Origin of the sequence: Paraconexibacter sp. (assembly GCF_041602235.1) — a bacterium.
Taxonomy (GTDB): Bacteria; Actinomycetota; Thermoleophilia; order Solirubrobacterales; family Solirubrobacteraceae; genus Paraconexibacter.
Window position 1 is genome coordinate 1 of the sequence record NZ_JBFIGP010000096.1, and the last position, 12370, is coordinate 12370.

12 protein-coding genes and 1 pseudogene are annotated in these 12370 nt (G+C 71.2%); 8 read left to right on the plus strand and 5 right to left on the minus strand.

Going from position 1 to position 12370, the window contains the following annotated elements:
* Window positions 1-31: 31 nt before the first annotated feature.
* Window positions 32-673, plus strand: coding sequence for a TetR/AcrR family transcriptional regulator (locus ABYE80_RS09740; protein ID WP_372790084.1), 642 nt, complete (start codon window positions 32-34; stop codon window positions 671-673).
* A 27-nt stretch (window positions 674-700) separates the two neighbouring features.
* Here ABYE80_RS09740 and ABYE80_RS09745 read toward each other — a convergent pair whose 3' ends face one another.
* Genes ABYE80_RS09745 through ABYE80_RS09755 form a run of 3 tightly spaced genes read right to left on the minus strand, consistent with a single transcriptional unit; the run spans window position 701 to window position 3853 of the window.
* Entirely contained in the window at window positions 701-1078 is a 378-nt protein-coding gene (locus ABYE80_RS09745; RefSeq protein WP_372790085.1) for a hypothetical protein, read from the minus strand.
* Window positions 1079-1083: 5 nt separating this feature from the next.
* On the minus strand, window positions 1084-2271 hold the full coding sequence (locus ABYE80_RS09750) for an ArsA family ATPase (RefSeq protein WP_372790086.1): 1188 nt from the start codon (window positions 2269-2271) through the stop codon (window positions 1084-1086).
* A gap of 37 nt (window positions 2272-2308) precedes the next feature.
* Window positions 2309-3853, minus strand: a complete 1545-nt coding sequence (locus ABYE80_RS09755) for a D-glucuronyl C5-epimerase family protein (protein WP_372790087.1) — start codon at window positions 3851-3853, stop codon at window positions 2309-2311.
* Between the two features lie 74 nt (window positions 3854-3927).
* On the opposite strand from ABYE80_RS09755, the gene ABYE80_RS09760 reads away from it, so the two are divergent.
* On the plus strand, window positions 3928-5055 hold the full coding sequence (locus ABYE80_RS09760) for a hypothetical protein (RefSeq protein WP_372790088.1): 1128 nt from the start codon (window positions 3928-3930) through the stop codon (window positions 5053-5055).
* Window positions 5056-5076: 21 nt separating this feature from the next.
* Here ABYE80_RS09760 and ABYE80_RS09765 read toward each other — a convergent pair whose 3' ends face one another.
* The gene (locus tag ABYE80_RS09765) at window positions 5077-5526 is read right to left on the minus strand and encodes a hypothetical protein (protein WP_372790089.1); all 450 of its coding nucleotides are present in this window, start codon (window positions 5524-5526) and stop codon (window positions 5077-5079) included.
* Between the two features lie 320 nt (window positions 5527-5846).
* On the opposite strand from ABYE80_RS09765, the gene ABYE80_RS09770 reads away from it, so the two are divergent.
* From ABYE80_RS09770 to ABYE80_RS09790, 5 genes are all read left to right on the plus strand, one after another.
* Complete coding sequence (locus ABYE80_RS09770) at window positions 5847-7004, plus strand: acyl-CoA dehydrogenase family protein (RefSeq protein ID WP_372790095.1); 1158 nt, start codon at window positions 5847-5849, stop codon at window positions 7002-7004.
* 86 nt (window positions 7005-7090) lie between these two features.
* Window positions 7091-7543 (plus strand): PadR family transcriptional regulator, encoded by a 453-nt coding sequence (locus tag ABYE80_RS09775; protein ID WP_372790090.1) that lies wholly within the window; start codon window positions 7091-7093, stop codon window positions 7541-7543.
* An 87-nt stretch (window positions 7544-7630) separates the two neighbouring features.
* Window positions 7631-8086 carry an SRPBCC family protein gene (locus ABYE80_RS09780; RefSeq protein ID WP_372790091.1) on the plus strand — a complete coding sequence of 152 codons (456 nt, stop codon included), beginning with the start codon at window positions 7631-7633 and terminating at the stop codon, window positions 8084-8086.
* 41 nt (window positions 8087-8127) lie between these two features.
* A complete protein-coding gene (locus tag ABYE80_RS09785; RefSeq protein WP_372790092.1) occupies window positions 8128-10140 on the plus strand; it encodes a 3-hydroxyacyl-CoA dehydrogenase NAD-binding domain-containing protein in 2013 nt (670 codons plus the stop codon).
* Entirely contained in the window at window positions 10137-10904 is a 768-nt protein-coding gene (locus ABYE80_RS09790; RefSeq protein ID WP_372790093.1) for an NAD-dependent deacetylase, read from the plus strand. The genes ABYE80_RS09785 and ABYE80_RS09790 overlap by 4 nt, the downstream gene beginning before the upstream one ends.
* Window positions 10905-10958: 54 nt before the next feature.
* Here the strand turns inward: ABYE80_RS09790 and ABYE80_RS09795 are convergent, their stop codons facing one another.
* Window positions 10959-11384 carry a hypothetical protein gene (locus tag ABYE80_RS09795; RefSeq protein ID WP_372790094.1) on the minus strand — a complete coding sequence of 142 codons (426 nt, stop codon included), beginning with the start codon at window positions 11382-11384 and terminating at the stop codon, window positions 10959-10961.
* 275 nt (window positions 11385-11659) lie between these two features.
* On the opposite strand from ABYE80_RS09795, the pseudogene ABYE80_RS09800 reads away from it, so the two are divergent.
* Window positions 11660-12370: pseudogene (locus ABYE80_RS09800) on the plus strand (hypothetical protein); the annotation flags it as partial.

Genomic DNA, 12370 nt, shown 5'->3' on the forward strand with positions numbered 1-12370 from the left:
ACGGGTGTCAAGTCATCGCTATGCTGGTCCCGTGACTGCGCCGGAACCACCTCCCGCCACGAGACCACGCCAGCGTGCTGCCCGGGGTGAGGGCGACCTGCTGCGAGAGCAGCTCCTGGACGCCGCCAGCGCACTGGTGCACGAGCAGGGTTCCGCGAGCAGCCTGTCCATCCGGCAGGTCACCAAGCGGGCCGGGGTGTCCCCGATGGCGCTCTACCTGCACTTCGACTCGCTGGCCGACCTCGTCGGGGCGCTCATCGACCACGGCTTCACGCGATTCCGGGCTGCGCTGCACGCGGCGGCCGACGCGGTCCCGGGCGATGATCCTCGAGCGCGGCTCCGGGCGCTCGGGCTCGCCTACCTGCGCTTCGCCCGCGAGGAACCCGCGATCTACGCCGTGATCTTCGGCGCGGAGCACGAGCGGCAGCAGGAGGCCGGCGAGCCCGACCAGCACGGCGTCGGCGCGGCCGCCTTCCAGGATCTCGTCGACGCGATCGTGGCGGTCCAGGCCGTCCGGCAGGGGCGCGAGGGTGACCCTCGCATGCTCGCCATGGGCCTCTGGACGAACCTGCACGGCTTCGCCACGCTCTGCGAGGTCAGCGACAACGAGGACATGCCCTGGCCGGACGACGAGACCTTCGTCGGCATGATCAGCGACGCCTGGCTCTCCTGACGCGCGGACCGCGAGCGGCCGGCGCGATCAGCTGATCGGGATGTCCTCGACGCCCGGGCCGGCGCCGGACCGCGGTGCGGCCGCTCCCCGCTCCATCCGCTCGACCAGCCAGTCGATCAGGGCGCGGACGAGCAGCAGGACCTGGCGTACCACCTCATTGAGCTGCTCCTGCAGGTCGTCGGGAACGAGGCTCCGCAGGCTCTCGAGCAGCGCCACGAGCGACTGCAGCTCGCCGGTGCGGGCCTCGTGGTCGTCCGGCGAGCGCCAGCCGTTCGGCGGGACACGGCCCTCGCGGTCGGCCTCGCGCGCGGCGCTCGCCTCACCGGCCAGGCGCTCGGCCGCGTCCTGGGTGGCGCGGATGCGGTCCCGCAGTTCGGAGAGCGGATCGTCGGGGCGGTCGGGCATTGCGGTCAGGATCGCGCAGGGGTCTTGGGGCCGTCGAACGTCACGTTGAGCGCGCCGTCGGCGAACGAGGCGCCGGTGGGACGATAGTCCTCGAGCGCAGGGGGGAGGAGCAGGGCGCGCTTGTGGCCGTCCACGCGCACGATGAGCTCGAGCCCGATCTTCTTCAGCGAGATGTCGCCCTTCTCGGCGAACGGGAGATCGAGGCGCAGCGTCGCCGAGTCACGGCGGACGGTCAGCTCCTGCGCGAGCGTGGCGTGCAGCACGTCGGCCGGGGCCACGTCCGCGAACAGCGCCGCGCCGAGCCGGTCGAGCATCTCCGGGCCGAGGACCTCCTCCTCGAAGTACGACGCGCGGAGCACCGGGACCGGGGCGAAGGACGCCTCGACCTCGGCCAGCTGGTCCTGCTGACGCGCACGCCACGCCTCGAAGTACGAGCCGACGTCGTCCGGGAACATCCGGTTGACGATCACCGCGTCGGTCAGGAAGCCGTAGAGATTCAGGTAGGTGAACGTGCGACGCGCCTCGTCGATCACCATGCGGTCGGGGTTCATCACCAGGCGGATCGAGACGTTCTCGTGGTCGCGGAGGATCTCGTTCATCGCGATGAGGTTGCGGATGAGGCGCTGGACGTCCTCCAGCACGTCGTCCCCGGGGAGCGAGACGTCGAGGACCGCGCGGGCGAACGGCCGGGCCGCGTCCATCATCCGGCTCTGCTGGGGGAACACCTTCTCCAGCCACCAGCGGGCCACGTCGGGGAAGGACAGCAGCCGCAACGTCTCACCGGTCGGCGCGCAGTCGACGACGATGACCTCGTAGACCCCCTCCTCGTAGTGGCGCTTGATCTGCAGGAGGCTGAAGAGCTCGTCGAGGCCCGGGGGCACCGTCAGCTCCTCGGCGCTGATCTGATCCACGCCGCGTTCGACGAGGATCTGGCCCAGCCAGTCCTGGACCGCGCCCCAGTTGTGCTCCATCTCCTCCTGTGCGCCGACCTGCTGCGCGTCGAGGAGGTCGCCGACCCGCGTCGGTTCGTCGCCGAGGGCCAGCCCGAGGCTGTCGGCGAGGCTGTGGGCGGGGTCGGTCGAGACGACGATGGTCCGCTGCCCGGCGGCGGCGCAGGCCCGCGCCGTGGCGGCGGCGACCGACGTCTTCCCGACGCCGCCCTTGCCGGTGTAGAGGATGGTCCGCGGCGGCATTGCAACGGCGGAGTGTAGGCGCGCCGCAGCGTGGGCGTCAGCGCTGCGCGGCCCGCGGGCGCACCCTCACGGCGCCCTGGACACGGCTCGCGTTCCCGGCGAGGTCCACCGCGCGGACGCTCACCGCGTAGGTCCCGGCCTTCCGCGGGGTGAAGCGCAGCGACCACCTGCCGCCGTCCAGCCGCACCGTGCGTCCGGCGATCCGGCGCCCGCGGAAGGTCACGCTCGTCGTGACCGTGCTGATCTTCGACAGCGTGTACGGGACGGTCACCCGACGCCGGGCCCGAGGAGTCCTGGGGGTCGCCGACCGGAGCTCGAGCGCCGGTCGCTGGCGCAGATACCTCGTGAACCGGCTCGCGGTGTCGCAGTACAGGCCCGGGTCGGGGACCGGTCGCGGCGCCGCACCCGGGGTCGTCTGGGCCTGTGCCGCGCGCGCGCTGTCGTCGCGCAGTCGGCGGCAGAGGTTGCGCAGGAAGTCGCGGACGAGCGTGTGGTACCCGAGGTCGGACTCCCGCGTCTGCGAGTACTTCGACCATGCGCCGGTGTCGTAGTCCGGGACCTCGGCGCGAAGCTGCGACTCGCCGTCGGCGAACAGCGCGCGCCCCTCGTCGTCGTTCGCCAGGGCGGCGAAGTCGTGCAGGCCGTTGAGCGACTGGACGAACCCGTTGAGCACCCGCATGCGAGGGGCGAACGAGTAGATGAGGTAGTGGGCCCCCGCCTTCGTGGCGACCCGCACGCCGCGCGGCGGTGCCTGCCGGAAGATGCCGAGCGCCGAGCGCGCGAGGTCGAAGTAGGCCGGGGTGTGGAGGCGGATGGCGCCGCGTGAGAGGGCCTGGATCGCCGTCCCCTGTCCGAGCGCGCTGGCCCAGGGGGGACGCCCTCCGCCGAACCAGAACCACGACTCCCACGCCACACCGTCGGCGCGAGGGCTCGCGTGCGCCGCGGCCTCGTCGAGGAGCTCGCGGAACTCGGGGTCGTGCTTGCCGCTGAGGAACAGGCCGTTGGCCTTGCCGAACGTGCCCAGCCACTGGATCTGCAACCCCTGGCCCGGGTACGCCTGCCACACGAGCCGGCTGCCCTTGAACCCCACGCGGCGTCCGGCGGGCAGGAGCGGTCCGTTCGTCCACCACTGGCGGTTGCGGGCGACCGTCTCGAAGGCGGTGGGCAGGCGTCCGGCCGTGAGGCCACCCCGTGCGGCGATGTCGTCGAGGTTCGCGACGACCGCGCGGAGCTCCCGGAAGCGGCGGCCGCGCAGGCGCTCGAGGGCCTTCTGGGCCGCGCTCCACGTCGCCAGATGGCGGTCACGGGTCGCAGGGTCGATCGCGCCGGTCCTCGCCAGCCGCGCGAGCTCGCGCCGAACCGTCCGGCGGGAGGCGGACGTCCGCGCGCCCGAGCTGGGGGAGGGCCGTGCCGCCGGGCGCGGGCCGGAGGGGATCGGGTCGGCCGGTGGCAGGAAACCGTCCTGGCGCTCGACGACCTGTCCCGACGGGTCGAGGACGAGGACCGTCGCGGCGCCGGCGGGGGCCGCGAACGTCAGCGCGCAGGCCGCCGACACGACGGCGGCAACCGGAGTACGGAGCACGGGGCCGATGCTACGCTCGCCGCCGCGCAGCGCCGCAGTTGGCGTTGCACGAACGACTTCGAGGGAGACCAGCCGTGCAGATCATCCGCCGTCCCGTCCTCGTCGTGCTCGCGCTCGTCGCGGCGCTCGGCTCGGCCTTCGCCGTGGCCGCCTGCGGTTCCGACGAGGGCAAGGACGACGTCGCGAGCATCCTGAAGGACACGTTCGGCTCGGGGAAGCCCGTGAAGAGCGGCAAGCTGGACGTCTCCGTCTCGCTGGACGCCAAGGGCCTCCCGTCCCTGCAGGGACCGGTCGCCCTCAAGCTCAGCGGCCCCTTCCAGAGCAGCGGCGAGGACGAGCTGCCCGCCTTCGACTTCGACCTCTCGCTGAACGCGTCGGGCCAGTCGTTCACCGCTGGCGCGGTGAGCACCGGGGACAAGGGCTTCCTGTCCTTCCAGGGGCAGAACTTCGAGGTCGGCGACGAGCTCTTCAAGACCTTCAGGACCGGCTACCAGCAGGCGCAGAAGGAGTCCGGCTCGAAGGAGGGCGGTCCGACCTTCAAGACCCTCGGGATCGATCCGCTCCGCTGGCTCGAGACGCCCGCGGACGCCGGGAGCGAGAAGGTGGGTGGCGCTGACACGACCCACATCACCGCGACGATCAACGTCCCGAAGTTCCTCGACGACGTCAACACGCTGCTGAAGAAGGCCGACGACATCGGCGTCGCGGGCGCCCAGCAGGCGCAGGTGCCCAGCACCCTCACCGACGCGCAGCGCAAGCAGATCACCGAGGCCGTCAAGACCGCGAAGGTGGACGTGTACAGCGGCAAGGACGACCGGCTGCTGCGGCGCCTGGTCGTCGAGATCGCGTTCGACGTCCCCGAGGCGTCCCGCAAGGACGCCGGCGGCCTGGAGAGCGGCACGCTGAAGCTCGACCTCACCATCGCCGACCTGAACAAGGATCAGTCGATCAAGGCGCCCGCCGACGCGCGGCCGCTCGAGGAGCTGACGTCGCAGTTCGGCGGCGCCGGAGCGGGCGCGGCGACCGGGGCCGCCGGTGCGACCGGCGAGCAGGGCGCTGCGCAGAGCGACGGGGCGGCGTCCGAGGCGCCCGCCGCCGCGGGCGGCGAGCCTGCCGCGAACGCCGAGTACCTGCAGTGCCTGGACGCCGCCGGGACGGACCTCGCGAAGGTCCAGGAGTGCGCGTCGCAGCTGAGCAAGTAGCGCGGAGCCGCGCTCGCGGACCTACTGCTGCTCGAGCTCGCTGATCTGGCGGGCGAGCTCGGCCTCGACGTCCAGCGGCTCCTGTCCCTTGCGCACCCGCCGGGCGTTGCGCGCGACGACCAGCTCGCGGATCTCGGCGACGAGGGCCGGGTCGATCCGCTGTCGCGTGAGCTCGACCAGCTCGGCCTCGATGTCGACGGGCGCCTCGCCGCGCGCCTGCCGGCGCAGGTTGCGGGCGTGGAGCATCTGTCGGATCTCCTCGTCGCGCTCGGCGAGCTCGGCCGCCGAGGTCGGCGCCGACGCGGCGGAGGCCGCCGGTCGCGGGTCCTCGTCGTACAAGCCGCCCTTGCCGATCTCGTCGTAGCTCCGGCCGCTGCCGGCGAACGTGATGAGCGCGACGACGGCGCCGACGCCGACGACCACGAAGACCACGATGCCGAAGGCTTCCTGCACGCTTAGAGTGTCCTCCATGTGGAGACGGTTGAGGCGCCGGACCATGGCACCGCGCCGACCCGCGGTGTTCCCGGAGCAGTGGGGGCTCCTGATCGTGACCGCGCTGGCGATCGGCGGCGGCATCTGGCTCGTGGTCACGCAGGTCCTGGACACCTGAGCCGGACCCACGAGCGCCGACCCGCCTCGGATCTTGACGCCGGCTGCGAGTCGGCTACTCTTCCTGGGTCGCACTGTTGACTGACCAGTCAATCGCCTTGCGGTTGCTCCGGTCGAACCGCCGCCGCACGAGCTCGCGACGCACGCTCGTGTCATCCCCTTTCCAAGGAGCCACTCACGTGATCGACTTCACGCTGACCGACGAGCAGAAGAACCTGCGCGAGCTCGCCCACGACTTCGCGGAGAAGGAGATCCGCCCGGTCGCCTGGGAGCTCGACAAGGACGGGACCTTCCCGCAGGCCATCATCGACAAGGCCTTCGAGGTCGGACTCATGAACACTCACGTCGAGGAGCAGTACGGTGGGCCCGGCCTGTCCTACCTCGACGGCTGCATCATCGAGGAGGAGCTCTCCTGGGGCTGCTCCGGCGTCCAGACGTCGCTGGGCTGCAACGGCCTCGCGTCGGCGCCGGTCTTCCTCGGTGCCTCCGAGGAGGTCAAGAAGGAGTTCGGCGAGTCGCTGACGCAGGACGCCAAGCTCGCCTCGTTCTGCCTCACCGAGCCCGACGCCGGCTCCGACGTGTCCGGCATGCGCACGCGCGCCAAGAAGGTCGGCGACAAGTACGTGCTCAACGGCTCCAAGTGCTTCATCACCAACGGCGGCTACGCCGACTGGTTCACGGTCTACGCCAAGACCGACCCGGACGCCGGTCACCGCGGCATCTCCGCCTTCCTCGTGAAGAAGGACGACACGGTGATCGTCGACAAGAAGGAAGACAAGATGGGTCAGCGGGCCTCCAACACCGCGACCATCACCTTCAACGACACCGAGGTCGATGCCCGCTACCTCATCGGCGAGGAGAACAAGGGCTTCAAGCTCGCCATGATGACCCTGGACCGCACGCGTCCGGGCGTCGCCGCGATGGCCACGGGCATCGCGCGCGCCGCGTTCGAGTTCGCCTGCGACTACTCGAAGGAGCGCGTGCAGTTCGGCGTGCCGATCGCGATGCACCAGGGCATCCAGTTCATGATCGCGGACATGGCCACGGAGATCGAGGCCTCGCGCCTGCTGACCTGGCAGTCCGCCGTGCTGCTCGACCAGGGCAAGCGCAACACCCTGCAGTCCTCGCACGCCAAGCGCTTCGCCGCCGACACCGCGATGAAGGTCACCACCGATGCCGTCCAGGTCTACGGTGGCTACGGCTTCATCAAGGAGTACCCGGTCGAGAAGCTCATGCGTGACGCCAAGATCATGCAGCTCTACGAGGGCACCGCCCAGATCCAGCGTCTGGTCATCGCCCGCGAGACCCTGCTCCCGCGTCAGGTCGGCGCTCCCGCCTGAGCCACGCGCTGCAGGACACGACGTTCCCGACGGGCCGCCCTCAGGGCGGCCCGTCGTGCTTGCCGCCATGGTGCGATCCTCCAACCATGCCGGACCGCCGGACCCGTGACGCCGTTGCCCAGGCGGCCCCGCTGCACGCAGCGAAGGAGGCTGCCGGAGTTCGGACGGGTGGCAAGGCCGGCGGGTCGGCGGATCCCCTCGTGGGTGAACTCCGGAGGGCCGGCCTGCTGCCGGCGCTCGTGCTCCACCTCCTGGCCCGGGACCGCTCGTACGGCAACCAGCTCATGGACAGGGTCGCCGAGATGACCGGCGGCCTGGTGAGCGTGAACCCGAACACGATGTACCCGCTCCTGCGCGACCTCGAGGCGCGCGGGCTGATCGCGGGGGAGTGGGAGCATCCCGAGCGACGCTCCCGCCGCTTCTACCGCCGGACGGCCGAAGGCGCGGCCGAGTACGAGCGGCTCGCGGCAACGCTCCGGCCTCGGCTCGAGGACGTCGCGCGCGCGGTGGCCCTGCTCCGCGCAGAGCTGCGGCTCTGACGCGGTGCGCGTGCGCGCGGGCGCGAACGGCGTCCCGCGCGAGCGTGTCCTCGCGGCGTTCCGGCGGCCGGTATACATCGGCGTGGCATGGGCAAGGTCAGCGCGCAGATCGAGGTTCCCGGCCTGACGAGCGCCGCCGAGGCGCTCTGGTACGACACGTCGCGCTGGCCGACGTTCATCGACGGGCTCGCGCACGTGGCGAAGGTGGAGGGCGACTGGCCCAGGGCGGGGGGACGGGTGCTCTGGGACGCGCAGCCGGGCGGGCGCGGCCGCGTGGTGGAGCTCGCGACGGCGTACGAGGCGCGGCGCGGTCAGACGGTGACCGTGGAGGACGAGCGCATCCGGGGAACGCAGACGATCGCGTTCAGCCCGCGCGGCGAGGGAGTGGTGGTCACGCTGACCCTCGACTACGCGATCAAGCAGGAGCGGGGCGTCCCGTTCTTCGTGGACAGGGTGTTCGTGCGACGGCCGATGCGCGACTCGCTGCGACGCACGCTGGCCCGGTTCGCACGGGAGTGCCGCGCCGAGCGCGAGGGCTACTGAGTCGCGGTGCGCCGTGACCGTGGCTCTGCGACGATCGGTACATGTTCGTCTTCAAGGCCGCCGTCGTCGGAGCCGGGACCATGGGCGGCCAGATCGCTCAGACCATCGCCGCCGCCGGGATCCCCGTCGTCCTGAAGGACGTGAAGCAGGAGCTCGTGGATCACGGGCTCGCGGAGGCACGCACCGTCACCGCCGGTCAGGTGGCGCGCATGGTGAAGAAGGGCAAGCTCACCGAGGAGCAGGCCGCGGCCCACGTGGACGAGGTCGTCGGCCGCATCCACGGGACGACGACCTACGAGGGGTTCGGCGACGTCGACTTCGTGATCGAGGCGGTCCCCGAGCGGATGGACATCAAGCAGGCCGTGTTCGCCGAGCTCGATGCGGCGACCCCGGGCCACGCGATCCTCGCGTCCAATACCTCGTCGCTGTCGATCAGCGAGATCGCCGACGCGACGCTGCGCCCGGACAAGGTCGTCGGGTTCCACTACTTCTACCCGGCGGCGGTGATGCCGCTGATCGAGCTCGTCGAGGGGGAGGAGACCGGCGCGGAGACGCTGCAGGTCGCCACCGCGTTCGCCCAGACCATCCGCAAGCAGCCGATCACCTGCGCCGAGGTACCGGGCTTCGTCGTCAACCGGATCCTCAACTCGGCCATGAGCGAGATCTGGCGCGCGCAGGAGGAGCAGGGGCTCTCGATCAAGAAGATCGACGAGGGCGTCGGTGCCGCGAACGTCATGCCGATGGGGCCGTACTTCCTCATCAACCTCCTCGGGCTCGACACGGTGCTGCACGTCGCCGAGCACCTGGCGCAGGCGTACGGTCCCGACCGGTTCTACGTCCCGCAGACCATGCGCGACCTCGTCGCGGACGGCAAGCTGGGCGCCAAGAGCGGCGGGGACGGCTTCTACTCGCCGAGCGGCGAGCCCAACGTCGACGCCGCCGGGGAGCCGGACGCCGAGGAGCTGGTCGAGCTCCTGACCCTGAAGACGTTCCTCGAGGCGGCCCTGGTGCTGGAGGAGGGCGTCGCGACCCATCGCGACATCGACTTCGGGATGATGGCCGGGGCCGGCCTGGATCCCACCCGGGGGCTGCTCCCTCCGTTCCTGAAGGCCGACGTGACGGGGCTCGACGTGGTGCTCGAGCGCCTCGAGGCCGCGGTGGAGCGCCACGGCGACCGGTTCGAGCCACCGACCATCCTGCGGCGTCTCGTGGCGCAGGGCAGGCTCGGGCAGTCGTCCGGGCAGGGGTTCTACAGCTACCCCCGTCCCGACGCCGAACAGCCCGCGGGCGACGACGCGGTCGTCAAGCTGGAGACGCGCGGGGACATCGGGATCGCGTGGCTCGCCAACGGTCAGATGAACTCGATCAGCCCGCAGGTCGTCGACCATCTCGGCCTCGTGTTCGACGCGGTGCAGGACCGCGGGCTCCGAGCGATGATCGTCGCCTCCTCCAACCCCTTCCTGTTCTGCGCCGGCGCCGACATCAAGGCGTTCACGCAGATGGACGAGTCCGGCGGGCGTGCGCTGCTCGACGGGGCGCACGGGCTCCTGCGGTCCTTCGAGCGCAGCAGGGTCGTCACGATCGCGGCGGTCAACGGCCTGGCGTTCGGTGGTGGCTGCGAGCTCGCGATGGCGTGCGACGTCCGGCTCGCGGCCCGCTCGGCGATCTTCGGGCAGCCGGAGATCAAGCTCGGGATCATTCCCGGCTTCGGAGGTACCCAGCGGCTCCCGCGCCTGGTCGGCCTCAACAAGGCGCTCGAGATGAACCTCGGCGGAGATCCCATCAGCGCCTCGGAGGCCTACGACTTCGGCCTGGTGAACCGGCTCGTCGAGGACCACGAGCTGTTCGACACCGCGCTCATGTGGGCGCGGCGCTTCGCCGAGCAGGCTCCGCTCGCCGTGGAGCAGATCAAGGTCGTCTCGGGTCAGGCGGATCTGGACGACGGCATCGAGGCCGAGAAGCAGGGGTTCGAGGCCGTGTTCGGGTCGGAGGACGGCAAGGAGGGCATCAGCGCCTTCCTGGGCAAGCGCCGGGCGCGGTGGCAGGGGCGGTGAGTGCGGCGGCGCGCGAGCTCGCGGAGCTGATCCGCGAGGCCCGCTCGGTGGTGGCGCTCACGGGCGCCGGCATCTCCGTCCCGTCGGGCATCCCGGACTTCCGCACGCCCGGCTCGGGGCTGTGGGAGAACGTCGACCCGATGAAGGTCGCCCACATCGACGCCTGGCGCGCCGACCCCGAGCGCTTCTGGCACTTCTACGGGGATCGCTTCACGACGCTGCGCGAGAAGGAGCCCAACGGCGCCCATCACGCCATGGTCGCGCTGGAGCGCATGGGGCACCTCGACGCGGTGGTGACCCAGAACATCGACATGCTCCACCGGCGCGCGGGCACGAGCGAGCTCGTCGAGGTCCACGGGACGATCGAGCACTCGTCCTGCCTGGACTGTGGCGCGCAGTACCCGCTCGACGAGGTCCGGGCGCGGATCGCGGCGTCGCCGATCAGCGTCCCTGCCTGCGACTGCGGCGAGCCGCTGAAGCCCGACGTCGTCCTGTTCGGGGAGTTCCTGCCGGAGGATGCGCTGCAACGAGCGTTCGCGCTCGCCGCGGGCGCCGACCTGCTGCTCTGCGTCGGCTCCTCGCTCGAGGTCCACCCGATCGCGCAGCTCCCCGGGATCACGAAGAGCGCCGGCGGAGCCGTCGCGATCATCACCCAGGGGCCGACGCCGTGGGACGCACACGCGCGCATCCGCCTCGGCGGCGACGTCGTCGCCGAGACGCAGGCGATCGTCGAGGCGCTCGGAGCCGCGACCCCCGATCCCTGACCCTCGACCGGAGATCGAGGGTCAGCGGGGGTGGGGACGACCCGCCCTCGGGACCTACTGGCCCTTCGTGGACGGGGCGGCCTTCTTCGTCCTGGGGAGGGCCTTGTGGATCGCGCCGAGCTCCGTGGCGATCTTGTCGAGGGAGGCCTCCATCGCGGTGAGGCGCTCGTCGATCGCGGCCATCCCCTTCAGCGAGGCGAGGCGCTCGTCGAGCCGGTCGACGCCGTCCTCGATGCCCTCGAGGCGCTGGGAGACCGAGCGCACCCGGCGGGTGAGACGCTCGAGGTCCGCGGCCGACGGGATGTTGAGGGCGCCCATGGCGACCTCCTGGGCCTGTACCGCCCGCTCCCGGGCCTCGAACGCCCGCGTGATCGCGCCGCTGATCATCGGGTTGTCGAGCAGCTCCTGTGCGAGCTTCCCGATCGTCTCTTCACCCTGGCGCGTGACCTTGCCGCGCAGGCTCTCGGGCTCAGTGTTCATCGGACCTCCGGTCGGACCGTCAGTAGGGGGTCGAAAGGGTACCGTTCGCGCTGCTCCGACCCCGCAACGGCCGGGTTTTCGCCGCCGTATCCCCGTATGGGGGGTGAATTCCCCCCTTTCGGGCGAGCCGGGCCGCCGGTTCCCTGTTGCCAACCCTCCGAGCGACCGGGTAGCGTCCTGCGAACTCGGACAGGGGACCGTGGTAGGGTCGCCGCGCTGGGCGGCGATGTCTACGGCACGTCCGAGCTCGCGGGGGGAGGAGCCCGCACAATCGCATGAACAAGCGCAAGCTGCTTCTGGGTCTGACCACTGCTGGTGTCTTCACCGCGGGCTTCGGCTCGACGGTCACGGGTGCCGGCGCCGATCCCCGTACGTTCCAGGTCACGTTGCTGGGCGGTTCGGTCATCACGGTGACCCTCGACATCCCGGCGGGAACGCCGCTGAACCAGGTGAAGATCCCGGGGATCGACCTCCCGATCGTGGGCATCACCGAGGTCGGCGTTCCGCCTGCCGTGAGCCTGCCGCCGGCCAAGGACCCTGCGCCGCCCGCGCAGGAGCCGGGCGGGGAGTCCCACACGATCCCGGGTGCGCCGGAGGTGGAGCCCGAGCAGGAGTCGCAGGAGACGTCGGGCAAGGCCAAGCGTTCGCCGGGCAAGAGCACCGAGGCGGTCAAGCGGGCCGCGGAGCGGGCTGCCGCCAAGCAGGAGGCCGCGCAGCGCCGCAAGGCGACGAAGCTGCGTAACGCCGACGGGTCTCCGACGGAGGTCAACCCGACCTACGCGCTGTCGTTGCCGGGTGTGGCTCCGGTGGGTGTGCCGAACTTCTTCATCGAGAAGTTCCGGATCCCGCCGTTCTTGCTGCCGATCTATCAGGCGGCGGGGATCGAGTACGGGATTCGCTGGGAGATCCTGGCGGCGATCAACGAGATCGAGACCGACTACGGCCGCAACCTCAACGTCTCGAGCGCGGGCGCGTTGGGGTGGATG